Origin of the sequence: Amycolatopsis sp. MEPSY49, from assembly GCF_051337345.1 — a bacterium.
Taxonomy (GTDB): domain Bacteria; phylum Actinomycetota; class Actinomycetes; order Mycobacteriales; family Pseudonocardiaceae; genus Amycolatopsis.
Map to the genome: position 1 here is coordinate 14,501 of NZ_JBDLYJ010000014.1, position 23,035 is coordinate 37,535.

Annotated in this window: 37 protein-coding genes; all 37 read right to left on the minus strand. The window is 67.7% G+C overall.

Going from position 1 to position 23,035, the window contains the following annotated elements:
- Positions 1-34 precede the first annotated feature (34 nt).
- On the minus strand, positions 35-592 hold the full coding sequence (gene rplQ / locus ABFJ78_RS40960) for a 50S ribosomal protein L17 (protein WP_436392867.1): 558 nt from the start codon (positions 590-592) through the stop codon (positions 35-37).
- Positions 593-633: 41 nt separating this feature from the next.
- Positions 634-1,704: a DNA-directed RNA polymerase subunit alpha gene (locus tag ABFJ78_RS40965; protein ID WP_004558887.1), complete on the minus strand. Its 1,071-nt coding sequence runs from the start codon at positions 1,702-1,704 to the stop codon at positions 634-636.
- Positions 1,705-1,806: 102 nt separating this feature from the next.
- A complete protein-coding gene (gene rpsD, locus ABFJ78_RS40970; RefSeq protein WP_013222624.1) occupies positions 1,807-2,412 on the minus strand; it encodes a 30S ribosomal protein S4 in 606 nt (201 codons plus the stop codon).
- Between the two features lie 23 nt (positions 2,413-2,435).
- Positions 2,436-2,843, minus strand: coding sequence for a 30S ribosomal protein S11 (gene rpsK, locus ABFJ78_RS40975; RefSeq protein WP_004558885.1), 408 nt, complete (start codon positions 2,841-2,843; stop codon positions 2,436-2,438).
- 18 nt (positions 2,844-2,861) lie between these two features.
- Entirely contained in the window at positions 2,862-3,047 is a 186-nt protein-coding gene (locus tag ABFJ78_RS40980; protein WP_013222623.1) for a hypothetical protein, read from the minus strand.
- Positions 3,044-3,424, minus strand: a complete 381-nt coding sequence (gene rpsM, locus ABFJ78_RS40985; protein WP_004558883.1) for a 30S ribosomal protein S13 — start codon at positions 3,422-3,424, stop codon at positions 3,044-3,046. Before rpsM ends, ABFJ78_RS40980 begins: the two co-directional genes overlap by 4 nt.
- 206 nt (positions 3,425-3,630) lie before the next feature.
- Positions 3,631-3,744 (minus strand): 50S ribosomal protein L36, encoded by a 114-nt coding sequence (rpmJ, locus tag ABFJ78_RS40990; protein WP_004558882.1) that lies wholly within the window; start codon positions 3,742-3,744, stop codon positions 3,631-3,633.
- A 33-nt stretch (positions 3,745-3,777) separates the two neighbouring features.
- A complete protein-coding gene (gene infA / locus ABFJ78_RS40995; protein WP_004558881.1) occupies positions 3,778-3,999 on the minus strand; it encodes a translation initiation factor IF-1 in 222 nt (73 codons plus the stop codon).
- Between the two features lie 265 nt (positions 4,000-4,264).
- On the minus strand, positions 4,265-5,041 hold the full coding sequence (gene map, locus ABFJ78_RS41000) for a type I methionyl aminopeptidase (protein ID WP_436392868.1): 777 nt from the start codon (positions 5,039-5,041) through the stop codon (positions 4,265-4,267).
- 44 nt (positions 5,042-5,085) lie between these two features.
- Positions 5,086-5,640 (minus strand): adenylate kinase, encoded by a 555-nt coding sequence (locus tag ABFJ78_RS41005; RefSeq protein WP_086681357.1) that lies wholly within the window; start codon positions 5,638-5,640, stop codon positions 5,086-5,088.
- On the minus strand, positions 5,637-6,944 hold the full coding sequence (gene secY, locus ABFJ78_RS41010) for a preprotein translocase subunit SecY (RefSeq protein WP_436392869.1): 1,308 nt from the start codon (positions 6,942-6,944) through the stop codon (positions 5,637-5,639). The genes ABFJ78_RS41005 and secY overlap by 4 nt, the downstream gene beginning before the upstream one ends.
- Before the next feature lie 256 nt (positions 6,945-7,200).
- Entirely contained in the window at positions 7,201-7,824 is a 624-nt protein-coding gene (locus ABFJ78_RS41015) for a LysE family translocator (RefSeq protein ID WP_436392870.1), read from the minus strand.
- A 22-nt stretch (positions 7,825-7,846) separates the two neighbouring features.
- Positions 7,847-8,869 carry a hypothetical protein gene (locus tag ABFJ78_RS41020; protein ID WP_436392871.1) on the minus strand — a complete coding sequence of 341 codons (1,023 nt, stop codon included), beginning with the start codon at positions 8,867-8,869 and terminating at the stop codon, positions 7,847-7,849.
- A 48-nt stretch (positions 8,870-8,917) separates the two neighbouring features.
- A complete protein-coding gene (locus tag ABFJ78_RS41025) occupies positions 8,918-9,460 on the minus strand; it encodes a hypothetical protein (RefSeq protein WP_436392872.1) in 543 nt (180 codons plus the stop codon).
- A gap of 69 nt (positions 9,461-9,529) precedes the next feature.
- On the minus strand, positions 9,530-9,976 hold the full coding sequence (rplO, locus tag ABFJ78_RS41030) for a 50S ribosomal protein L15 (RefSeq protein ID WP_372671240.1): 447 nt from the start codon (positions 9,974-9,976) through the stop codon (positions 9,530-9,532).
- The gene (gene rpmD / locus ABFJ78_RS41035) at positions 9,973-10,158 is read right to left on the minus strand and encodes a 50S ribosomal protein L30 (RefSeq protein ID WP_033291195.1); all 186 of its coding nucleotides are present in this window, start codon (positions 10,156-10,158) and stop codon (positions 9,973-9,975) included. The genes rplO and rpmD overlap by 4 nt, the downstream gene beginning before the upstream one ends.
- A 1-nt stretch (position 10,159) precedes the next feature.
- Positions 10,160-10,804 carry a 30S ribosomal protein S5 gene (gene rpsE / locus ABFJ78_RS41040; protein WP_004558874.1) on the minus strand — a complete coding sequence of 215 codons (645 nt, stop codon included), beginning with the start codon at positions 10,802-10,804 and terminating at the stop codon, positions 10,160-10,162.
- A 34-nt stretch (positions 10,805-10,838) separates the two neighbouring features.
- Complete coding sequence (gene rplR / locus ABFJ78_RS41045) at positions 10,839-11,237, minus strand: 50S ribosomal protein L18 (protein ID WP_167379724.1); 399 nt, start codon at positions 11,235-11,237, stop codon at positions 10,839-10,841.
- A 2-nt stretch (positions 11,238-11,239) separates the two neighbouring features.
- Complete coding sequence (gene rplF / locus ABFJ78_RS41050; protein ID WP_436392873.1) at positions 11,240-11,779, minus strand: 50S ribosomal protein L6; 540 nt, start codon at positions 11,777-11,779, stop codon at positions 11,240-11,242.
- Between the two features lie 16 nt (positions 11,780-11,795).
- A complete protein-coding gene (rpsH, locus tag ABFJ78_RS41055; RefSeq protein WP_004558871.1) occupies positions 11,796-12,194 on the minus strand; it encodes a 30S ribosomal protein S8 in 399 nt (132 codons plus the stop codon).
- Positions 12,195-12,280: 86 nt separating this feature from the next.
- Positions 12,281-12,466 (minus strand): type Z 30S ribosomal protein S14, encoded by a 186-nt coding sequence (locus ABFJ78_RS41060; RefSeq protein WP_004558870.1) that lies wholly within the window; start codon positions 12,464-12,466, stop codon positions 12,281-12,283.
- 4 nt (positions 12,467-12,470) lie between these two features.
- Positions 12,471-13,034: a 50S ribosomal protein L5 gene (gene rplE, locus ABFJ78_RS41065; RefSeq protein WP_125306115.1), complete on the minus strand. Its 564-nt coding sequence runs from the start codon at positions 13,032-13,034 to the stop codon at positions 12,471-12,473.
- Positions 13,034-13,348 (minus strand): 50S ribosomal protein L24, encoded by a 315-nt coding sequence (rplX, locus tag ABFJ78_RS41070; protein ID WP_086675498.1) that lies wholly within the window; start codon positions 13,346-13,348, stop codon positions 13,034-13,036. Before rplX ends, rplE begins: the two co-directional genes overlap by 1 nt.
- Positions 13,348-13,716 (minus strand): 50S ribosomal protein L14, encoded by a 369-nt coding sequence (rplN, locus tag ABFJ78_RS41075; protein WP_004558867.1) that lies wholly within the window; start codon positions 13,714-13,716, stop codon positions 13,348-13,350. The genes rplX and rplN overlap by 1 nt, the downstream gene beginning before the upstream one ends.
- A gap of 89 nt (positions 13,717-13,805) precedes the next feature.
- Positions 13,806-14,084 (minus strand): 30S ribosomal protein S17, encoded by a 279-nt coding sequence (rpsQ, locus tag ABFJ78_RS41080; RefSeq protein WP_372671242.1) that lies wholly within the window; start codon positions 14,082-14,084, stop codon positions 13,806-13,808.
- On the minus strand, positions 14,081-14,326 hold the full coding sequence (gene rpmC / locus ABFJ78_RS41085) for a 50S ribosomal protein L29 (RefSeq protein WP_125306113.1): 246 nt from the start codon (positions 14,324-14,326) through the stop codon (positions 14,081-14,083). Before rpmC ends, rpsQ begins: the two co-directional genes overlap by 4 nt.
- Positions 14,326-14,745, minus strand: a complete 420-nt coding sequence (gene rplP / locus ABFJ78_RS41090; protein ID WP_004558864.1) for a 50S ribosomal protein L16 — start codon at positions 14,743-14,745, stop codon at positions 14,326-14,328. The genes rpmC and rplP overlap by 1 nt, the downstream gene beginning before the upstream one ends.
- Positions 14,746-14,748: 3 nt before the next feature.
- The gene (rpsC, locus tag ABFJ78_RS41095; RefSeq protein ID WP_086842942.1) at positions 14,749-15,576 is read right to left on the minus strand and encodes a 30S ribosomal protein S3; all 828 of its coding nucleotides are present in this window, start codon (positions 15,574-15,576) and stop codon (positions 14,749-14,751) included.
- Complete coding sequence (gene rplV / locus ABFJ78_RS41100) at positions 15,576-15,992, minus strand: 50S ribosomal protein L22 (RefSeq protein ID WP_372671243.1); 417 nt, start codon at positions 15,990-15,992, stop codon at positions 15,576-15,578. The genes rpsC and rplV overlap by 1 nt, the downstream gene beginning before the upstream one ends.
- Positions 15,993-16,023: 31 nt before the next feature.
- A complete protein-coding gene (rpsS, locus tag ABFJ78_RS41105) occupies positions 16,024-16,305 on the minus strand; it encodes a 30S ribosomal protein S19 (RefSeq protein WP_003102083.1) in 282 nt (93 codons plus the stop codon).
- A gap of 18 nt (positions 16,306-16,323) precedes the next feature.
- Entirely contained in the window at positions 16,324-17,157 is an 834-nt protein-coding gene (gene rplB, locus ABFJ78_RS41110) for a 50S ribosomal protein L2 (RefSeq protein WP_257921854.1), read from the minus strand.
- 15 nt (positions 17,158-17,172) lie between these two features.
- Positions 17,173-17,484: a 50S ribosomal protein L23 gene (rplW, locus tag ABFJ78_RS41115; protein WP_003102087.1), complete on the minus strand. Its 312-nt coding sequence runs from the start codon at positions 17,482-17,484 to the stop codon at positions 17,173-17,175.
- Complete coding sequence (rplD, locus tag ABFJ78_RS41120) at positions 17,481-18,170, minus strand: 50S ribosomal protein L4 (protein ID WP_436392874.1); 690 nt, start codon at positions 18,168-18,170, stop codon at positions 17,481-17,483. Before rplD ends, rplW begins: the two co-directional genes overlap by 4 nt.
- A complete protein-coding gene (rplC, locus tag ABFJ78_RS41125; RefSeq protein WP_410574183.1) occupies positions 18,167-18,823 on the minus strand; it encodes a 50S ribosomal protein L3 in 657 nt (218 codons plus the stop codon). The genes rplD and rplC overlap by 4 nt, the downstream gene beginning before the upstream one ends.
- A gap of 31 nt (positions 18,824-18,854) precedes the next feature.
- On the minus strand, positions 18,855-19,160 hold the full coding sequence (gene rpsJ, locus ABFJ78_RS41130) for a 30S ribosomal protein S10 (protein ID WP_003102098.1): 306 nt from the start codon (positions 19,158-19,160) through the stop codon (positions 18,855-18,857).
- Between the two features lie 410 nt (positions 19,161-19,570).
- A complete protein-coding gene (tuf, locus tag ABFJ78_RS41135) occupies positions 19,571-20,764 on the minus strand; it encodes an elongation factor Tu (RefSeq protein WP_360597555.1) in 1,194 nt (397 codons plus the stop codon).
- Positions 20,765-20,895: 131 nt separating this feature from the next.
- Positions 20,896-22,995, minus strand: coding sequence for an elongation factor G (gene fusA / locus ABFJ78_RS41140; protein ID WP_436392875.1), 2,100 nt, complete (start codon positions 22,993-22,995; stop codon positions 20,896-20,898).
- Between the last annotated feature and the right edge of the window lie 40 nt (positions 22,996-23,035).

Here is a 23,035-nt window from a genome sequence, read left to right on the forward strand (position 1 = left end):
GGGCTCGTCCGGTGTCGACTCTGCCGTCAGGACGTCAGTCCTTCTTGGCGTCCGCGTCGTCCGAAGCCGGAGCCTCGGTCTCGGCGGTCGTGTCCTCAGCCTTGGCCTCCTTGGCAGCGGCGGGAGCCTCCTCGGCCGGAGCCTCGGTGGTGGTCTCCTCCGCGGCCGGGGCGGCGGGCTTCTCGTCCTTCGCGAACTTCGTCTTGCGAGCGCGCTCGGCTTCCGAAGTCACCGTCTTCTCCGCCACCAGCTCGATGACCGCCATCTTGGCGTTGTCGCCCTTGCGCGGCATCGTCTTGGTGATCCGGGTGTAGCCACCGTCGCGCTCGGCGAAGTGCGGGCCGATCTCCGCGAACAGCTTGTGGACGACGTCCTTGTCACGGACGACGCGCTGCACCTGACGGCGGTTGTGCAGGTCGCCCCGCTTCGCCTTGGTGATCAGCTTCTCGGCCAGCGGACGGACCCGCTTCGCCTTCGCCTCGGTGGTGGTGATCTTGCCGTGCTCGAACAGCTGCGTGGCCAAGTTGGCCAGGATCAGCCGCTCGTGCGCGGACGACCCGCCGAGCCGGGCTCCCTTGGTAGGGGTGGGCATTGGTTCTCCTAGTTCAGCTCACAGCGTCCGGGCACAGAGCCTCAGAGCTGCTCGGTCTCTGCGTAGTCCTGGCCATCGTCGTGGCCGTCCGAAATCCCGTCGGCGATGCCACCGACACCCTCCGACCAGCCTTCACCGTCGTAGCTGGCGGCCGCGGCGGTCGGGTCGAACCCGGGCGGGCTGTCCTTCAGCGCGAGGCCGAGGCCGACGAGCTTGAGCTTGACCTCGTCGATCGACTTGGCGCCGAAGTTGCGGATGTCGAGCAGGTCCGCCTCGCTGCGCGAGACGAGCTCGCCCACCGTGTGGATGCCCTCGCGCTTGAGGCAGTTGTACGACCGGACGGTGAGGTCCAGGTCCTCGATCGGCATCGCGTAGGCGGCGATGGTGTCCGCCTCCTGCGGCGACGGGCCGATCTCGATGCCCTCGGCGTCGACGTTCAGCTCGCGGGCGAGACCGAACAGCTCCACCAGCGTCTTGCCGGCCGACGCGACCGCGTCGCGCGGCGTGATCGACGGCTTGGTCTCGACGTCCAGGATCAGCTTGTCGAAGTCGGTGCGCTGCTCGACACGGGTGGCCTCGACCTTGTAGGTCACCTTGAGCACCGGCGAGTAGATCGAGTCGACCGGGATCCGGCCGATCTCCGCGCCCGCCTGCTTGTTCTGCAGGGCCGGAACGTAACCGCGGCCGCGCTCGACGACGAGCTCGATCTCGAGCTTGCCCTTGCCGTTCAGCGACGCGATGTGCAGGTCCGGGTTGTGCACGGTGACACCCGCCGGCGGCACGATGTCGGCCGCCGTGACCTCACCGGGGCCCTGCTTGCGCAGGTACATGGTGACCGGCTCGTCCTCTTCCGAGGACACCACGAGCTCCTTGAGGTTCAGGATGATGTCGGTGACGTCTTCCTTCACCCCGGGAACGGTGGTGAACTCGTGCAGCACGCCGTCGATGCGGATGCTCGTCACGGCCGCGCCCGGGATGGACGACAGCAGCGTACGACGCAGCGAGTTGCCGAGCGTGTAGCCGAAGCCGGGCTCCAGCGGTTCGATGGTGAACCGGGAGCGGGTCTCGTTGACCGTCTCTTCGCCGAGAGCCGGCCGCTGGGAAATCAGCATTCCTTGTTTTCCTTTCCAGACGACGCCCGCCATATGACGTCGAAGGGATGGCGCGGCGGCGGCGCACCTGTTGCGCCGCCGCCCGGTCCGACCGGGGCCGGACTACTTCGAGTAAAGCTCGACGATCAGCTGTTCCTGAACCGGAACGTCGATCTGCGCACGCTCCGGGAGCTGGTGGACCAGCACGCGGAGGTTGGACTGGACGACCTGCAGCCACGCCGGGATCGGGCGGTCGCCGAAGGACTCCTTGGCCACGACGAAGGGCAGCATCGAGAACGACTTCGGCCGCACGTCGATGATGTCCCACTTGGTGACCTGGTACGACGGGACGTTGACCTTGACGCCGTTGACCAGGAAGTGGCCGTGGCTCACCAGCTGCCGCGCCTGACGGCGGGTGCGGGCGATGCCGGCGCGGTAGATCACGTTGTCCAGGCGGGACTCGAGGATCTGCAGCAGGTTCTCACCGGTCTTACCGGGACGCCGGACGGCTTCCTTGTAGTACCGGACGAACTGACGCTCGAGAACGCCGTAGGTGTAGCGAGCCTTCTGCTTCTCCTGCGACTGCAGGAGGTACTCGGACTCCTTGATGCGCCCGCGGCCGTGCTGGCCCGGCGGGTAGGGGCGACGCTCGAAAGCCTGGTCGCCGCCGATGAGGTCAACCTTGAGGCGACGCGAAATACGCGTCGCGGGGCCGGTGTAACGAGCCATTTCTTCTTACTCCTCCCCGTTCCTCAGACCCGGCGCCGCTTGGGCGGGCGGCAGCCGTTGTGAGGCTGCGGGGTCACGTCCTGGATGGTGCCGACCTCGAGGCCGGCCGCCTGCAGCGAGCGGATCGCCGTCTCGCGGCCCGAACCCGGGCCCTTCACGAAGACGTCGACCTTCTTCATGCCGTGCTCGGCGGCCTTGCGGGCAGCGTTCTCGGCGGCCATCTGCGCGGCGAACGGGGTGGACTTGCGCGAGCCCTTGAAGCCCACGTGACCACTCGACGCCCACGCGATCACGGCACCGGTCGGGTCCGTGATCGAGACGATGGTGTTGTTGAAGGTGCTCTTGATGTGCGCGTGACCGTGCGCGACATTCTTCTTTTCCTTGCGGCGGACCTTCTTGGCCCCGGCCGCAGTACGAGACTTCGGTGGCATGTTCTGAGGGTTCTCCTGTTAGCGCGCGTTCTCTTGGTGAGCGGCGACCGCTTCGGCCTGGCCGCGCCGGATGATCGAACCGGCGTCGGTGTACAGGTTGCGGAGCGCCATCGGGCGGGCGTAGAGCGCCTTGGGCGAGACACAAGCCGAGCCGCGGCGCTGAACGCCACCCATCTGCACGACCTTCTTGCCCTGGACGCTCACTTCTTGCCAGCCTTCTTCTTGCCGGCGACCGTCTTCTTCGGACCCTTGCGGGTACGGGCGTTGGTCTTCGTGCGCTGACCACGGACGGGAAGTCCGCGGCGCCAGCGAAGGCCCTCGTAGCACCCGATCTCGATCTTCCGACGGATGTCGGCGTTCACCTCGCGGCGAAGGTCACCCTCGACCTTGAAGTTCTCTTCGATGTACGTACGCAGCTTCGCGAGGTCGTCATCGCTGAGGTCTTTGACGCGGGTGTCCGCGTTGAGCTCGGCAGCCTTGATGAGCTGCTTCGAGCGGGTACGGCCGATGCCGTAGATGTACGTAAGCGCGATCTCCAACCGCTTCTCGCGGGGGAGGTCTACGCCAGCGAGTCGTGCCATTGGCGCTGATGCTCCTTCGTAGGTTTCCTCTTCAGGTCTGCTCCCCGTCCGGTTCCGGGACCGACTCGCCTGTCGTGCCCTCGGCTTGCGCTTCGGGTGTCCCGGCCCCGGCCTGAAGTCCGGGGGTGAACCGGACCACTCGCGTGGCCCGGCAGGTGCGGGGAGGTTGTGTAGCCGTCAATCCACTCTGGTCGAGTGCTTGGCGATCAGCCCTGCCGCTGCTTGTGCCGCAGGTTCTCGCAGATCACCATGATCCGGCCGTGCCGGCGGATCACCTTGCACTTGTCGCAGATCTTCTTGACGCTCGGCTGGACCTTCACGTCTTCTGCTCTCCTAGTAGCTGCTCTTCGTGATCACTTGTAGCGGTAGACGATGCGACCACGAGAGAGGTCGTAGGGCGAGAGCTCCACGACAACCCTGTCCTCGGGCAGGATGCGGATGTAGTGCTGCCGCATCTTGCCGCTGATGTGTGCCAGGACCTTGTGACCGTTCTCCAACTCGACGCGGAACATCGCGTTGGGGAGCGGCTCGACTACGCGGCCTTCGACCTCGATGGCCCCGTCTTTCTTCGCCATGTCCTCCGCATTTCCTTGTCATCAACCGTCTGTCGCCACACCTGATCAACTCGAGCACTAGTGCTGGGTCGGGTGTTGCGTGGCACACTGGTGCCCGACTCCCTCAGACCGTGAATTCACGAGCGCGCAGGATCCGGGCGCGATAAGTGCGCCGACTTGACAGTGTACGCATGTCGTGTCGCGACCCCCAAACCGGGGGTGACCATGCTAAAGGACCGTGCAGGTGGACGTGACGACGATCACCGCTTGTGGGTGAACGCGCAGGTCAGGCTTCTTCGGGTGCTGTGAGCACCCAAGGGCCCTCTTCGGTGATCGCGACGGTGTGCTCCCAGTGCGCCGCGCGGGAGCCGTCGGCCGTGACGACCGTCCAGCCGTCGTCCAGCTCGCGGGTCTCGCCGCCGCCGCCGGTCAGCATCGGCTCGATCGCCAGGGCCATGCCGGGCTTCAGCCGCGGGCCCTTGCCCGGCTTGCCGACGTTCGGCAGGAACGGGTCCATGTGCATCTGGCGGCCGATGCCGTGGCCGCCGTACTCGACGATCATCCCGTACTCGACGCCGTCGTCGCGGCCCGCGCGTTCGGCGGCCGACTGGACGGCGTAGGAGATGTCGGTCAACCGGCCGCCGGCGCTGACCGCCTCGATGCCGGCCCACATCGCCGCTTCGGTCGCCGCGGACAGCGCCAGGTCGGCGTCGGAAACCGCGCCGATCGCCAGCGTGACGGCGGAGTCGCCGTGCCAGCCGTCGAGGATCGCGCCGCAGTCGACGGAGATGATGTCGCCGTCGGCCAGCACCTGCGTCTTCGCCGGGATGCCGTGCACGATCTGCTCGTTCACCGACGCGCAGATCGACGCGGGGAAACCGTGGTAGCCCTTGAACGACGGCACCGCGCCGGCGTCCCGGATCGTCTGCTCGGCCAGCTCGTCGAGCTCGGCCGTGCTGACGCCGGGTTTCGCGATGGCTCGGACCGCCGCGAGCGTGCGGGCGACGACGAGCCCCGCGGCCCGCATCGCCTGCAGCTCGTCCGGGGTCTTGACCTCGATCATGCGCCCACGGCGGAGCACTTGCAGAACACGCAATCCTCCGAGGTTCACGTGCGGTCGCGCAGCGCTTTCAGCACCCGGCCGGAGATCTCCTCGACGCTGCCGACGCCGTCGACGGTCACCAGGATGTCGGCGTAGTACTCGAGCAGCGGCGCGGTGTCCGACACGTAGATCTGCTGGCGGCGGCGGATGACCTCTTCGGTGTCGTCCGCGCGGCCGCGGGACATGAGCCGCCCGACGACGACGTCCTCGGGCACCTGCAGCTGGATCACGGCGTCGAGCGAGACGTCGGCGTCGCCCAGGATCTCCCCGAGCACCTCGGCCTGCTTGGTGTTGCGGGGGAAGCCGTCGAGCAGGAAGCCGGCCTTCGCGTCCGGCTCCGCCAGGCGCTCGCGGACCATTTCGTTCGTCACCGAGTCGGGCACGAGCTCGCCGGAGTCCAGGTAGCGCTTCGCTTCCTGGCCCAGCGGGGTCTCCTGGCCGACGTGCGCGCGGAACAGCTCGCCCGTGGAGATGTGCGGGATGCGCAGCTGCTCCGACAGAGCCACCGCCTGCGTACCTTTGCCCGCGCCGGGCGGACCCACGAGAACCAGCCGCGTCACTTCAAGAACCCTTCGTAGTTGCGCTGCATCAGCTGGCTTTCGATCTGCTTCACGGTGTCGAGCCCGACACCGACCATGATCAGCACAGCCGTGCCACCGAACGGGAAGTTCTGGTTGTTCCCGCTACCGGTCACCGACAGGAAGAAGTTCGGAAGGATCGCGATGATGCCCAGGTACAGCGAACCGGGGAGGGTGATCCGGCCCAGGACGAAGCTCAGGTACTCGGCCGTCGGGCGGCCCGGGCGGATGCCCGGGATGAACCCGCCGAACTTCTTCATCTCTTCCGCACGCTCGTCCACGTTGAACGTGATCGTGATGTAGAAGTACGTGAAGAAGATGATCAGGGCGAAGTACAGCGCGATGTGCACCCAGCTGGACTGGTTCACGATGTAGTTCTTGATGAAGACCTGCCAGCCGGAGTTGGCGTTCTGGTCGCCGACGAGGCGGCTGATCAGGTCCGGCAGGTACAGCAGGGACGACGCGAAGATGACCGGGATGACGCCGGCCTGGTTCACCTTGATCGGCAGGTAGGTCGACGTGCCGCCGTACATCCGGCGGCCGATCATGCGCTTGGCGTACTGCACCGGGATCCGGCGCTGCCCCTGCTCGACGAAGATGACGCTCGCGATGATCACGAGCCCGAAGATGCAGATCATCGTCAGCGCGATGCCACCGCCGTTGGACAGGATGTTCCCGCCCTCGACCGGGATGCGCGCGGCGATGTTCAGGAAGATCAGGACGGACATGCCGTTGCCGACGCCGCGTTCGGTGATCAGCTCGCCCAGCCACATCATGACGGCGGTGCCCGCGGTCATGGTGATGACGATGATGGCGAGCGAGTAGACGCTGTTGTCCGGGATGATCGGCTGGTCGCAGTCGGGGAAGAGCTGCTTGCGGTCCGCGAGCGCGACCACGCCGGTGGCCTGCAGGATCGCCAGCGCGATCGTCAGGTACCGGGTGTACTGGGTCAGCTTGCCCTGGCCGGACTGGCCTTCCTTCTTCAGCTCCTCGAACCGCGGGATGACCACGGTGAGCAGCTGGATGATGATGCTCGCCGTGATGTACGGCATGATGCCGGTCGAGAAGAGCGACAGCTGCAGCAGCGCACCGCCGCTGAACAGGTTCAGCAGCTGGTAGACGCCTTCCTGCTGCGCCTGGGAGCTACAGGCCTGTACCGCCCCGTAGGAGATCCCGGGTGCCGGAATGGTCGCACCGATTCGGTAGACCGCGACGATGGCTAGCGTGAACAGGATCTTCTTGCGTAGATCCGGCGTCGCGAGAGCCGAGCGGAAGGCGCTGAACACGCGGGGGACCTCCTCGGCGTCGTCGGCCGTCCTCAACCGACGATCGGCTTGGCCGGCACGGGGGCCGGCAGGAACACACAGCACTACTGGCAGGCAAGCCAGGAACGCTTCGGGGCACACTCGTCCCGAAGCGTGTCGCCGACTCTAACAGCTTCACAGGGCGTGTCCGCAGTCCGTGTGCGTTTTCCGTACCAAGGTTGCTCCGGCGGGTTGATCCACATCGCCGTCTTGGCCGTATTCCTTGACAGATTCCGGCTCACGCGTTCGACGTCGCGAGCACGCCGGCCAGGCCGACGAGGACCACGCCGGTCCCCCGGTCCACGTTCCGGCGGGTCCGCCGGGTCAGCTTGATCGACTTCAGGCCGGCGCCGACGCCGACGTAGACCGAGCCGGCCAGGAACTCGGCGAGCAGGTAGACCGCGCCGAGCAGCGCGATCTGCGCCGGAAACGGCCCGTGAGCTGCGTCGATGAACTGCGGGACGAACGCGGTGAAGATCAGGATCGCCTTGGGGTTGGTGATCGCGACGCCGAACTCCTTGCGCGTCACGCGCCAGGCCGACGCCGGCTGCGCGTCCGGTTCGGGGACGTCCGTTTTGCCCCGGAAAGTCGACCACAGCAGGCGCAGGCCGAGGTAGAGCAGGTAGCCGGCGCCGGCCCACTTGATGATCGTCAAGGCGGTCTCGGACGCGGCCAGCAGCTGCCCCAGCCCGGCCGCGACGGCGGTGATCAACAGGGTGAACGCGGCCAGCCGGCCGGCCAGCCCGGCGAGGCCGCGGCGGACACCCTGCGTCATCCCGTGGTGGAGGCCGAGCAGGTTGTTCGCGCCGGGCGTAAGCGCGATGAGGACCGACGCCCCGAAGAAGACCAGCAGCCACGACACGTCCCCACGGTAACCGCCGGGGTCAACCGGGTTGTTGCTCCGGTGGGAGCACGGTGATGGCGACGCCGCTGGGCGGGGTCGGGGTGTCGGCGTAGGCGAGGGTGGGGTCGGCCCAGTCGCGGGTCTTGCCCGGCAGCGCGGCGATGACCGCCGCGGCGGCGGCCGCGGCGGCGGCCCCGATCAGCAGCCACATGCCGGCGGTGGTGACGACCTCGAAGTCCAGGCCGTCGGCCATGGCGGACCAGCCGGGCCCGATCATCCCGACGGTGACGACGACCCCACCGGTGAAGAAGGCGCCGGCCCCGATCAGCCACCGCCCGCGCCGGGACCGCGCGAAGGCGGTGAAAGCGGCGACGGCGAGGAGAAGGACGGCGAGGATCACCGGGATCCCGACGGGCGCGGCGCCCTGGTCGACGGCCTCCTGACCGGGGATTTCGATCCGGCTGCCCCAGGCGGTCTGGGTGACGGTGAGCCGGGCTTCGAAGACCCGCTGCCGGACGCTGACGTGCTGCTGGAGGCGGAAGAGGGGGAAGAAGAGGCCGCCGGTGGCCAGGAGCGCGGCCGCGGCGGTGAGGGCCGGCGGGAGGAAGCGCAGGAGGCGCGGGGCGCGGGTTTCCGGAGTGGGTGCGGCTTCGGGTTGGGCGTGGGCCGGCTGAGCGGCGGTAGGGGCGGTGCCGGGCAGCTGCGCGACCGGGAACGGCAGCGGGGTGGCCGGCGGAGGTTGGGGTGGGGGAGGTTGGCTGGGAAAACCGAGCGGGCCCGCCGACGCACCAAGCTGCGGCGATCGCGCAGCCTCAGCCGGGAAGGCGAGCGGATCCGCCGGCGAACCAAGCTCCGGCGATCGCGCAGCCTCGGCCGGAAACCCGAGCGGGCCCGCCGGCGAACCGAGCTCCGGCGGCCGCCCAGCCTCAGCCGGAAACCCGAGCGGCTCCCCGTCCGGCGGCGATCCCGCTCCCGGCTCCACGCCCGCGACCTTCGGCGCCTCCACCGGGAAGCTCAACGGCGATCCGGGAGGCTCGGGTGGCTCCTGCGACGGTCTGTCCACCCCTCGATCCTCCGTCCGGACCCGCACCGCGGCAAGGAATCTGTCCGGTCAGTCGTCCTTGGGTGGGAGCACCGTGATCACCACACCCGACGGCGGAGTCGGCGTGTCCGCGTACGCCGCCTCGGGATCCGCCCAGTTGGGCGTGCCCCAGTGGCTCAGCACGGCCGCCCCCGCGGCCACCGCCACCGCCGCCAGCAGCACCCACGTCCCGGCCAGTGGTGTGGTCGAAACCTGCGGCCCTCTGTCGTCGACCAGGCTGCGCATGCCCTGCACGGCGACCGTGCACACCGCCCCCGCCAGGAAGGCCGCGCCCACCAGCGTCGTGCGCCGGGCGGGCCTGCGCCGCACTAAGCCGAGGACTGCCGCCGCCAGCAGGATGGCGGCCGCCAGCAGCAGCGGGACGCCCACCGGCGCCGACGGCGAGCTGATCTCCCCCTGGCCCGGGAACGTGAAGTCGATCCGCCAGGCCCGCAGCGTCGTCTGCGCGATCCCCGACGGTTCCAGCCCCACGGCCTGCTCGGTGCGGAGGAACGGCAGGAAGGTCCCCACCACCGTCAACGCCGTCGCGGCCAAGACCAGCAAAGCCCGCACAACCAACCCCCTCGAGAAACGCCGAAGGCCCGCCTGGTGAACCAGACGGGCCTTCGGCTTGAAACTTACTCAGTTGGTGGTGGCGGAGCCACCGGCCGCTTCGAGCTTCTCCTTGGCGGAACCGGAGAACGCGTCGGCGGTGACGTTCAGCTTGACGCCGTTCACGTCGCCGTTGCCGAGGACCTTCACCAGCTTGCCCTTGCGGACCAGACCGCCCTTGACCAGCTCGTCGGCACCGATGGTGCCGCCGTCCGGGAAGACGCGGGCGATGTCGCCCACGTTCACCGGCTGGTACTCGGTGCGGAAGCGGTTCTTGAAGCCACGCAGCTTCGGCAGCCGCATGTGGATGGGCATCTGCCCACCCTCGAACCCGGCGGGCACGTTCTTCCGGGCCTTGGTGCCCTTCGTACCGCGACCGGCCGTCTTGCCCTTCGAGCCCTCACCACGACCGACGCGCATCTTCTCGCGCTTGGCGCCCGGAGCCGGACGCAGGTGGTGGATCTTGATGGCCGTCATGCCTTGACCTCCTCGACCTCCACCAGGTGGCGGACGGTGTGGATCAGGCCGCGCACCTGGGGGGTGTCTTCACGCACGACGCTCTGGCGGATCTTGCGCAGCCCGAGGGTGCGCAGCGACTCGCGGTGAGCGTGCTTCGTGCCGATCTTGCTCTTGACCTGGGTGACCTTGAGCTGAGCCATGTCAGACCCCCTGGCCCGCGCGCTGGCGCAGCATCCGGGCCGGCGCGACGTCCTCGAGCGGGAGACCGCGGCGGGCCGCGACCTCTTCGGGACGCTGCAGGCCCTTCAGGGCCGCCACGGTCGCGTGCACGATGTTGATCGCGTTGTCGGAGCCGAGCGACTTCGACAGCACGTCGTGGACACCCGCGCACTCCAGCACCGCGCGCACCGGGCCACCGGCGATGACGCCGGTACCGGCGGACGCCGGACGGAGCAGCACGACACCGGCGGCCTCCTCACCCTGGATCGGGTGCGGGATGGTGCCGCCGACGCGGGGAACGCGGAAGAAGTTCTTCTTCGCTTCCTCGACGCCCTTGGCGATGGCCGCGGGAACTTCCTTGGCCTTGCCGTAGCCGACGCCGACCTGACCGTCGCCGTCGCCGACGACCACCAGGGCGGTGAAGCTGAAGCGACGACCACCCTTGACGACCTTGGCGACGCGGTTGATCGTCACGACCTTCTCGAGGTGCGGGGTCTTGTCCTGGGCCGCCCCGCCACGACCGCTGTCGCGCCGGTCACGGCGGTCGCGACGGTCACCGCGGTCGTTGCCGCCCTGCCCGCCGGGTCCACCCTGGCCGCCGCCGAATTGCCGTGTACGTCCCGGCATCAGGCTTTCCTTCCGTTAACAAGCTTCTGCATCGTCAGAACTCCAACCCCGCCTCGCGGGCGGCGTCGGCGAGCGCGGCGATGCGGCCGTGGTAGGCGTTGCCCCCACGGTCGAACACCACAGCCGAGATCCCGGCGTTCTTGGCACGCGCGGCGACGAGCTCCCCGACCTTGGCGGCCTTGGCCTTCTTGTCGCCGTCGAGCGCCCGGACGTCCGCCTCGAGGGTGGACGCCGAGGCCAGCGTGTGGCCGGCCAGGTCGTCGATGACCTGCACGGCGATGTGCCGCGAGGACCGCTTGACGACCAGGCGCGGACGCTGGTCCGTGCCCGAGACCTTCTTGCGGAGGCGGAAGTGCCGACGGGCCTTCGCGACGCGGCGGCGGGTCGAGATGTCCTTGCCCACCGGCTTGCGCTTCGTAGTCGTGTCGCTCATGATCACTTACCCGTCTTTCCGACCTTGCGGCGGATCTTCTCGCCCTCGTACCGCAGGCCCTTGCCCTTGTACGGGTCCGGGCGCCGCAGCCGGCGGATGACCGCCGAGATCTGGCCGACCTTCTGCTTGTCGATGCCGGAGACCGAGAACCGGGTCGGGCTCTCCACCTTGAAGGTGATGCCTTCCGGGGCCTCGATCTTCACCGGGTGGCTGTAGCCGAGGGCGAACTCGAGGTCCGAGCCCTTGGCCTGCACGCGGTAACCGACACCGTGGATCTCGAGCTTCTTCTCGTAGCCCGACGTCACACCCACGACCAGGTTGTTCACCAGGGTGCGGGTGAGGCCGTGCAGAGCCTTGCTGGTGCGCTCGTCGTCCGGGCGCTTGACCAGCAGGGTGCCGTCGTCGTCGCGCTCGACCGAGATCGGCTCGGCGACGGTGTGCTCCAGGGTCCCCTTGGGGCCCTTGACGCTGATGTGCTGACCGTTGATGGTCACCTCGACCCCGGAGGGGACGGCGACCGGCAGCTTTCCGATGCGTGACATGTCTGTGCCCCCTTCCTTACCAGACGTAGGCGAGGACTTCGCCGCCCACGCTGTTGCGCTTGGCCTGACGGTCCGTCTGCAGGCCACCGGACGTCGAGATGATCGCGATGCCCAGCCCACCGAGAACGGACGGCAGTTCGGTCGATTTTGCGTAGACCCGCAGACCGGGCTTGGAGACGCGCCGCAGGCCGGCGATGCTCCGCTCACGGTTGGGGCCGTACTTGAGCTCGACGACCAGGTTCTTGTGCTTCTCGCCCGGCTCGTCGTGGTAACCCGCGATGTAGCCCTCGCGCTTGAGGATCTCGGCGATGTTCGCCTTGAGCTTCGAGTGCGGGAGCTTGACCTCGTCGTGGTACGCCGAGTTCGCGTTGCGCAGACGCGTCAAGAAGTCTGCGATGGGGTCGGTCATCGTCATGGTGACCTGTCAACCTTTCTCGCCCTGGTTCCCCGCCCCAAAAGAGGGGCGGGGCCTGTGGCGAAGTGGAGTTTTTAAAGAAGCTCTTACCAGCTGGACTTGCGGACGCCGGGCAGCTCGCCCGCGTGCGCCATCTCGCGAAGGCAGATCCGGCAGAGCCCGAACTTGCGGAACACGGCGTGCGGGCGGCCGCACCGCTGGCAGCGGGTGTAGGCGCGCACGGCGAACTTCGGCTTCTTCGCGGCCTTGTGGACCAGTGCTTTCTTGGCCATCGGCTCAGTTCTCCTTGAACGGGAAGCCGAGCTTGCGCAGCAGCGCCCGGCCCTCGTCGTCGTTCGTAGCGGTCGTGACGACGGTGACGTCCATGCCGCGCGGGCGGTCGATGGAGTCGGGGTCGATCTCGTGGAACATCGACTGCTCGTTGAGACCGAAGGTGTAGTTGCCGTGGCCGTCGAACTGCTTCGGCGAAAGCCCGCGGAAGTCGCGGATACGCGGCAGCGCGATGGTCAGCAGCCGGTCGAGGAACTCCCACATGCGGTCGCCGCGCAGCGTGACGCGCGCGCCGATCGGCTGGCCCTCGCGCAGCTTGAACTGTGCGATGGACTTGCGGGCCTTCCGGACCTCGGGCTTCTGGCCCGTGATCAGGGCGAGGTCCTTGACCGCGCCCTCGATCAGCTTGCTGTCGCGGGCGGCGTCACCGACACCCATGTTCACGACGACCTTCACCACGCCCGGGATCTGGTGGACGTTGGCGAAGGAGAACTCCGCCTGCAGCTGGCCCTTGATCTCGTCGCGGTAGCGCACCTTGAGGCGCGGCGCGACCTTCTCTGCGGTGGTCATCAGATGTCCTTACCGTTCCGGCGCGAGATCCGGACCTTCTTGCCGTCCTCGCCGATGCGGTAACCCACCCGGGACGGCTTGCCGTCCGAGTCGACGACCATCACGTTGGAGACGTGAATCGGGGCCTCCTGCGTGACGATGCCACCGGACTGCGCACCGCGCTGGGTCTGGGTGATCCGCGTGTGCTTCTTGATCCGGTTCACGCCCTCGACCAGCACGCGGTCGCGCTCGGGGTAAGCCTGGATGACCTTGCCCTTGGCGCCCTTGTCCTTGCCGGCGATGACGACGACCGTGTCGCCCTTCTTCACCTTCATCACAGCACCTCCGGCGCGAGCGAAATGATCTTCATGAACTTTCGGTCGCGCAGCTCGCGGCCCACCGGGCCGAAGATGCGGGTGCCCCGGGGCTCGTTGTCGTTCTTGATGAGCACGGCGGCGTTCTCGTCAAACCGGATGTAGGAACCGTCCGGACGACGACGCTCCTTGACCGTGCGGACGATGACGGCCTTGACGACGTCGCCCTTCTTCACCCCGGCGGCCGGGATGGCGTCCTTCACGGTGGCGACGATGATGTCGCCGATGCCGGCGTAGCGCCGCCCGGAACCACCGAGAACGCGGATGCAGAGGATTTCCTTCGCACCCGTGTTGTCGGCTACCCGAAGCCGCGACTCCTGCTGGATCACGTCAACTCCTGTATGTCGCGCCGGTTCTCGCCCGCTTGTGAGTTCACATTGGCGAGCCTTGCGGAACTAAAGACTCCGAAGAGCCCTGCTTACTTGGCCTTCTCCACGATCTGCACCAGGCGCCACCGCTTCGATGCCGACAGCGGGCGGGTCTCCATCAGGGTGACCCGGTCGCCCACGCCCGCCTCGTTGTTCTCGTCGTGCACCTTGACCTTGGTGGTGCTCCGGACGACCTTCGAGTAGCGGGGGTGCTTCTTGCGGTCCTCGAGCTCGACCACGATCGTCTTGTTCATCTTGTCCGAGACGACGTAGCCCTCGCGGACCTTGCGGTCGTTCCGGGCCGGCGTCTCGGTGGTGGGCTCGCTCATGCGGCACCTTCACTCTCGGCGTCGGGGGCAACGGACAGGCCGAGTTCGCGCTCGCGCATGACCGTGTAGATCCGCGCGATGTCCGTGCGGACGGTGCGCAGACGGCGGTTGTTGTCGAGCTGCCCGGTCGCCATCTGGAAGCGGAGGTTGAAGAGCTCCTCCTTGTACTCCTTGAGACGCAGGACGAGCTCTTCCGCGGTGAGCTCACGCAGCTCCGATGCCAGGGCACCTGCCTTCGCCATCAGAACTCACCACCTTCACGGGTCACGATGCGGCACTTCATGGGCAGCTTGTGGATCGCGCGGCGCAGCGCCTCGCGGGCCGTCTCCTCGTTCGGGAACGAGATCTCGAACATCACGCGGCCCGGCTTCACGTTGGCGATCCACCACTCGGGCGAACCCTTACCGGAACCCATCCGGGTCTCGGCCGGCTTCTTGGTCAGCGGGCGGTCCGGGTAGATGGTCGTCCACACCTTGCCACCACGCTTGATGTGACGGGTCATGGCGATACGAGCGGACTCGATCTGCCGGTTCGTCACGTAGCTGTGCTCAAGCGCCTGGATGCCGTACTCGCCGAAGCTGACCTTCGTGCCACCCTTGGCGGCGCCGTGGCGCTTCGGGGAGTGCTGCTTCCGGTGCTTGACCCTGCGCGGGATGAGCACGTCTCAGCCCTCCGTCTTTTCTGCGGTCTCGGTGGCCGGGGCCGCCTCGGTCGTGGCGGCAGCGGCGGCGCGACCGGCTTCGGTCGAGGTGGCGGTCGTGCCCGACGCGCCGGAACGACGCGGGCGGGACGGCCGGTCGCTGCGGTCACGGTCGCGACGCGGCGCGCGCTCGGCGGCGTCACGCGCTTCGCGGGCCTTCAGGCCACCGACGAGCTCACCCTTGTAGATCCACACCTTGACGCCGATGCGACCGAACGTCGTCTTGGCCTCGAAGAAGCCGTAGTCGATGTCGGCGCGCAGCGTGTGCAGCGGGACGCGGCCATCGCGGTAGTGCTCGGAGCGGGACATCTCGGCACCGCCGAGACGACCGCCGCACTGCACGCGGATGCCCTTGACCTGCGGCGAGCGCATGGAGGTCTGGATCGCCTTCCGCATCGCGCGGCGGAACGCCACGCGGTTGGAGAGCTGCTCCGCGACCGCCTGGGCGACCAGCTGGGCGTCGGCCTCGGGGTTCTTGACCTCGAGGATGTTCAGCTGGACCTGCTTCTTGGTCAGCTTCTCCAGCGCGCCGCGGATCCGGTCGGCCTCCGCGCCGCGGCGGCCGATGACGATGCCCGGCCGGGCGGTGTGGATGTCGACGCGGACGCGGTCACGCGTGCGCTCGATCTCGACCTTGGAGATGCCCGCGCGCTCCATGCCGGTGGCGAGGAGCTTGCGGATCTTGACGTCCTCGGCCACGTACTCGGCGTACTGCTTGTCGGCGTACCAGCGCGACTTCCAGTCCGTGGTGATACCCAGGCGGAAACCGTGCGGGTTGATCTTCTGGCCCACTACCGGCCACCTGCCTTCTTCTTGCTCTGAGCCTTCGGCGCGACGGCCGGACGCGACTCCACCTCGACGGTGATGTGGCTGGTCCGCTTGCGGATCCGGTACGCGCGGCCCTGGGCCCGCGGGCGGATGCGCTTGAGGGTGGGGCCCTCGTCGGCGTACGCGTTCTTGACCCAGAGCGTCTCCGGGTCCAGCTGAAGGTTGTTCTCGGCGTTGGCCACGGCGCTGGCGAGCACCTTCGCGACCGGCTCGCTGGCCGCCTGCGGGGCGAACCGGAGCACGGCCAAGGCGTCGGCGGCGCTACGTCCCTTGATGAGCTCGATCACCCGGCGCACCTTGGTCGGCGAGTCCCGGACGAAGCGAGCCCGCGCGTAAGCCGTAGGCAGGGCCTCGACCGTCGCGTCGTTCTGGGCGTTCATCGCTACTTCCCTTGTCTTTTCTCGTGCCCGCTCAGCGGCGGCGCGACTTGCGGTCGTCCTTGATGTGGCCCTTGAAGGTCCGCGTCGGGGCGAACTCGCCCAGCTTGTGACCCACCATGGCCTCGGTGACGAACACCGGGACGTGCTTGCGGCCGTCGTGCACGGCGATCGTGTGACCCAGGAAGTCCGGGATGATCGTCGAGCGGCGCGACCAGGTCTTGATGACCGTCTTCTTGCCCGATTCGTTCAGCGCGTCCACCTTCTTGAGCAGGTGGTCGTCCACGAACGGGCCCTTCTTAAGGCTGCGTGGCATGTGCTTCTACCTCCCTGCTCAGCGCTTCTTGCCGGTACGCCGGCGGCGGACGATGAGGGCGTCGGACGGCTTGCGCCGGCGCGTACGGCCCTCGGGCTTACCGTTCGGGTTGACCGGGTGGCGACCACCGGAGGTCTTGCCCTCACCACCACCGTGCGGGTGGTCGACCGGGTTCATGACGACACCGCGGACCGTGGGGCGCTTGCCGCGCCAGCGGTTGCGGCCGGCCTTGCCCCAGTTGATGTTGGCGTGCTCGGAGTTGCCGACCTCGCCGACCGTGGCGCGGTTGCGCACGTCCACGTTGCGGATCTCGCCCGAGGGGAGACGCAGCTGGGCGTACGGACCGTCCTTGGCGACGAGCTGCACCTTCGCGCCGGCGGACCGCGCCATCTTCGCGCCGCCACCGGGGCGGAGCTCGATCGCGTGGATCACGGTGCCGACCGGGATGTTGCGCAGCGGCAGGTTGTTGCCCGGCTTGATGTCGGCCCGGGGGCCGTTCTCGACGGTGTCGCCCTGCTTCAGCTTCTCCGGCGCGATGATGTAGCGCTTCTCGCCGTCGGCGTAGTGCAGCAGCGCGATGCGAGCGGACCGGTTGGGGTCGTACTCGATGTGCGCGACCTTGGCGGGGATGCCGTCCTTGTCATTGCGACGGAAGTCGATGACGCGGTAAGCGCGCTTGTGGCCGCCACCCTTGTGCCGGGTGGTGATCTTGCCGGACGAGTTGCGACCGCCCGAACCGCTCAGCGGACGAAGCAGCGACTTCTCCGGGGTGGAGCGGGTGATCTCGGCGAAGTCCGAGACGCTCGAACCGCGACGACCCGGGGTCGTCGGCTTGTACTTGCGGATGCCCATTGTCAGCTCAGTCCTTTACGCGGTGGGTCCGCCGAAGATCTCGATCGCCTTGCTCTCAGGCGAAAGAGTCACGATGGCGCGCTTGGTGTCCTTGCGCTTGCCGAAGCCCGCGCGAGTCCGCTTCCGCTTGCCCTGGCGGTTGGCCGTGTTGACGCTGACCACCTTGACGCCGAACACCTTCTCGACCGCGATCTTGATCTGGGTCTTGTTGGCGTCCGGGCGGACGATGAACGTGTACTTGTGGTCCTCGAGCAGCCCGTAGGACTTCTCGGAGATGACCGGCGCGAGCAGGATGTCGCGGGGGTCCGGAATGGCGACCGAACTCACTTCTCGTCACTCCCTTCCGTGACCTCGCCCGACCGCGCGGAAGCCTTGACGGACTTACCGCGGACGGGGCCGGCGACGAACGCGTCGTACGCGGCCTTGGTGAACACGACGTCGTCGTTGACCAGGACGTCGTAGGTGTTGAGCTGGTCGGCCCAGAGCAGGTGCACCTCGGGCAGGTTCCGGAGGGAAACCCAGCTCAGCTCGTCGGCCCGGTCCAGCACCACGAGCACGCGCTTCGCGGCCGTGACGGCGGCGAGGGCGGTCTTGGCGGCCTTGGTCGACGGCTTCTCACCGGTCACCAGCTCGGTGACGACGTGCAGCTGGCCGGCGCGCGCCCGGTCGGAGAGGGCGCCACGCAGGGCGGCGGCCTTCATCTTCTTCGGGGTGCGCTGCGAGTAGTCACGCGGCGTGGGGCCGTGGACGACGCCACCGCCGACGAACTGCGGCGCGCGGGTCGAACCCTGGCGGGCACGACCGGTGCCCTTCTGCCGGTACGGCTTCTTGCCGCCACCGGAGACCTCACCACGGGTCTTCGTGTCGTGCGTGCCCTGGCGCGCGGCGGCCTGCTGGGCCACCACCACCTGGTGCATCAGCGCGACATTGGCCTGCACGTCGAAGATCTCCTCGGGGAGGTCCACGGTGCCGTCGGCTTTACCGGCCGGGGTCTTCAGCTCGACGCTTGTCATTCGGAGTTACCACCCTTCGCGGCGCTGCGAACGAACAGCACGCCGCCCTTGGGACCGGGCACAGCGCCCTTGATCAGCAGCAGGCCGTCCTCGGCACGCACGGCGTGCACGGTCAGGTTCTGCGTGGTGACCCGGTCGTTGCCCATCCGGCCCGCCATGCGCAGGCCCTTGAAGACGCGGCCGGGGGTGGCGCAGCCACCGATCGAGCCCGGCTTGCGGTGCACGGCCTGGGCACCGTGGCTCGCGCCCTGGCCCTTGAAGCCGTGGCGCTTCATGACACCCGCGTAGCCCTTGCCCTTGCTGGTACCGGTCACGTCGACCTCGACGCCGGCGGCGAACACCTCGGCGGTGATCTCCTGACCGACCTCGTAGGTCTCGGCGTCGGTGGTGCGCAGCTCGGCGAGGAACCGGCGCGGCGTCACGCCCGCCTTGTCGAAGTGGCCGGTGCGCGGCTTGTTCACCTTGCGCGGGTCGACCGCGCCGAACGCCAGCTGCACGGCCTTGTAGCCGTCCTTGTCCTGGGTCCGAACCTGGGTCACCACGTTCGGGCCGGCCTTCACGACGGTGACCGGGACGACCCGGTTCTGCTCGTCGAAGACCTGGGTCATGCCGAGCTTGGTGCCCAGGATGCCCTTCATTTGCCTGTCAGACATGAGTCTCTTACTCTCCGCCGCTCGCCAGCCGCTACTGGATGTTGACGTCGACGCTCGCCGGCAGGTCGATGCGCATGAGCGCGTCGACCGTCTTCGGCGTCGGGTCGAGGATGTCGATCAGACGCTTGTGCGTGCGCATCTCGAAGTGCTCGCGCGAGTCCTTGTACTTGTGCGGCGAGCGGATGACGCAGTAAACGTTCTTCTCGGTGGGCAGCGGCACCGGCCCGACGACCCGGGCGCCGGTGCGCGTGACCGTCTCCACGATCTTGCGCGCCGAGGTGTCGATCGCCTCGTGGTCGTAGGCCTTGAGCCGGATGCGGATCTTCTGTCCCGCCATGGTGGCTGCTCGTTCCTTGTCGTCTCGTGCCGCTATCTCACAAACCCCGCCGGGTGTTTCCACCCTGAGCCTGGGTTTCCGCAGTTCAACGGCCCTGTCCCCGGTCCACGCGGTCGGGCGTGTCGCGCCCGACGCACAGACGGATCCCGCGGGATCGTCGTCTTGCCTGGTCTTCCTCAACGTGAGGAGGCTATGAGCCGGCTGCGCTTTTGCAAGAACACCGTCTCACTGCCTTTGCCCGCTCGCCTGCAACCCGAAGGAAGAGCTCGGCGGACCGTGGCCACTCGCACCAGGGCGGCCGGACCCCTGACAGGGATCGGCCGCCCCAGGACGAGCAACCTGAATAGTGTCGCACACGTGATTTGACGCCCCTGACCCGGGGGTGTATTGCCCGGGCCGGGGCGTCTAAATCACTTGATGATCTTGGTGACCTGACCCGCACCGACGGTGCGGCCGCCCTCGCGGATCGCGAAGCGCAGGTTCTCGTCCATGGCGACCGGCTGGATCAGCTGCACCGAGATGTCGGTGTTGTCGCCCGGCATGACCATCTCGGTGCCCTCGGGGAGGGTCACGACGCCGGTCACGTCGGTGGTGCGGAAGTAGAACTGCGGGCGGTAGTTGTTGAAGAACGGGGTGTGACGGCCACCCTCGTCCTTCGACAGGATGTAGACCCGGCCCTCGAAGTCGGTGTGCGGGGTGGTGGTGCCCGGCTTCACGACGACCTGGCCGCGCTCGACGTCCTCGCGCTTGATGCCGCGGAGCAGGAGGCCGACGTTGTCGCCCGCCTGGCCCGAGTCGAGCAGCTTGCGGAACATCTCGACACCGGTGACAGTCGTCTTCTGCGACTTCTCCTTGATGCCGACGATCTCGACCTCTTCGTTCACGTTGACCACGCCACGCTCGACGCGGCCGGTGACGACGGTGCCGCGACCGGTGATGGTGAAGACGTCCTCGATCGGCATGAGGAACGGCTTGTCGAGCTCACGCACCGGGTCCGGCACGTTGTCGTCGACGGCGGTCATCAGCTCGAGAACGGCCTCGGCCCACTTCGCGTCGCCCTCGAGGGCCTTGAGGCCCGAGACGCGCACGACGGGGGCGTCGTCGCCCGGGAACTCCTGCGAGGACAGCAGCTCGCGGACCTCCAGCTCGACGAGCTCGAGGATCTCCTCGTCGTCGACCATGTCGGCCTTGTTCAGCGCCACCACGATGTAGGGCACGCCGACCTGGCGGGCGAGCAGCACGTGCTCACGGGTCTGCGGCATCGGGCCGTCGGTCGCGGCCACGACCAGGATCGCGCCGTCCATCTGGGCGGCACCGGTGATCATGTTCTTGATGTAGTCCGCGTGACCGGGGGCGTCGACGTGCGCGTAGTGACGCTTCTCGGTCTGGTACTCGACGTGCGAGATGTTGATCGTGATACCGCGCTGGCGCTCTTCGGGCGCGTTGTCGATCTGGTCGAACGCACGCGACTCGTTGAGCTCGGGGTACTTGTCGTGCAGAACCTTGGTGATCGCCGCGGTCAGCGTGGTCTTGCCGTGGTCGACGTGACCGATGGTCCCGATGTTGACGTGCGGCTTGCTCCGCTCGAACTTCGCCTTCGCCACTGGAATGTCCTCCTGGACTGGTTTCGCTTTGTGCTCGGGGGCCGGCGTGGCTGCCAGCCCCCGAATGTTCCTTCGTCGGTGCTAGCGGACGTTCAGGAGAGTCCCTTAATGCCCGCGCGCGGTGAGGGGCTTTACTCCCCCGTCGCCTTCGCGATGATTTCCTTCGCGACGTTCGCGGGAACCTCGGCGTAGGAGTCGAACACCATGGAGTAGTTCGCCCGGCCCTGGGTGCGGGACCGCAGGTCGCCGACGTAGCCGAACATCTCCGACAGCGGGACCAGCGCCTTCACGACGCGGGTGCCCGACCGCTCCTCCATGGCCTGGATCTGACCACGGCGGGAGTTGAGGTCACCGATGACGTCACCCATGTAGTCCTCGGGCGTGGTCACCTCGACCGCCATCATCGGCTCCAGGATCACCGGGCCGGCCTTCTTCGCGGCTTCCTTCATCGCCATGGAACCGGCGATCTTGAACGCCATCTCCGAAGAGTCGACCTCGTGGTACGCACCGTCCAACAGGGTGAACTTCAACCCGACGAGCGGGTATCCGGCCAGCACGCCGTACTGCATGGCGTCCTGCGCACCGGCGTCCACCGACGGGATGTACTCCCGCGGCACCCGGCCACCGGTCACCTTGTTGTCGAACTCGTAGAGCGCGCCGTCGGTGCGCTCGAGCGGCTCCAGCTTCACGATGACCTTCGCGAACTGGCCGGAACCACCGGTCTGCTTCTTGTGGACGTAGTCGAGCTTGTCGACCGTCTTCTTGATCGTCTCGCGGTAGGCGACCTGCGGCTTGCCGATGTTCGCCTCGACCTTGTAGTCGGACTTCATCCGGTTCACCAGCACCTCGAGGTGCAGCTCGCCCATGCCCGCGATGATCGTCTGGCCGGTGTCCTCGTCCAGCTTGACCTGGAACGTCGGGTCCTCTTCGGCCAGCTTCTGGATCGCCAGGGACAGCTTCTCCTGGTCGGCCTTCGTCTTCGGCTCGATCGCGACCCGGATGACCGGCTCGGGGAACGTCATCGACTCCAGCACGATCGGGTTCTGCGGGTCCGCCAGGGTGTCACCCGTGGTGGTGTCCTTCAGCCCGATGACCGCGTAGATGTGGCCGACCTGGGCGTCGTCGACCGGGTTCTCCTTGTTGGAGTGCATCTGGAAGATCTTCCCGATGCGCTCCTTGCGCTCCTTGGTCGCGTTGATGACCTGAGCGCCGGCGGCGACCTTGCCCGAGTACACCCGGATGTAGGTCAGCTTGCCGAAGAACGGGTGCGCGGCGATCTTGAACGCGAGCGCGGCGAACGGCTCGTCGACCGAGGCCTTGCGGGTCACGACGGTCTCACCGTCGGACAGCAGGCCCTCGACGGCCGGGACGTCCAGCGGCGACGGCAGGTAGTCGATCACCGCGTCGAGCATGGGCTGCACGCCCTTGTTCTTGAAGGCGGAGCCGGCCAGGACCGGGAACGCCTCGCGGGTGATGACCAGCTTGCGGATGCCGGACTTGATCTCGTCCGTCGACAGCTCTTCGCCCTCGAGGAACTTCTCCATCAGCGCGTCGTCGGTCTCGGCGACGGCCTCGATCAGCTTCTCGCGGTACTCCGCGGCGCGGTCGGCCAGCTCGGCGGGGATGTCCTCGACCGAGTAGTCCTCGCCCTTCTGGACCTCGCCGCGCCAGGTCAGCGCCTTCATGCGGACCAGGTCGACGACGCCTTCGAAGTCGTTCTCGGCGCCGATCGGCAGCTGGATCGCCAGCGGCTTGACGCCGAGGCGCTCCGTGATCGTCTTCAGGGTGTAGTAGAAGTCCGCACCCAGCTTGTCCATCTTGTTGACGAAGCAGATGCGCGGGACGTCGTACTTGTCCGCCTGCCGCCAGACCTGCTCGGACTGCGGCTCGACACCCTCCTTGCCGTCGAAGACGGCGACCGCGCCGTCGAGCACCCGCAGGTTGCGCTCCACCTCGACGGTGAAGTCGACGTGCCCGGGGGTGTCGATCAGGTTGATCTGGTAGTCGTTCCAGAAGGTGGTGGTGGCAGCCGAGGTGATGGTGATACCCCGCTTCTGCTCCTCCTCCATCCAGTCCATGGTGGCGGCGCCGTCGTGGACTTCACCGATCTTGTAGTTGACCCCGGTGTAGAACAGGATCCGCTCGGTGGTGGTGGTCTTGCCGGCGTCGATGTGCGCCATGATGCCGATGTTGCGGACCTTGTTGAGGTCGGTCAGCACTTCACGTGCCACGAGAATGTTCCCCTGTCTCAAGCGTGGGGCCCGGCATGGC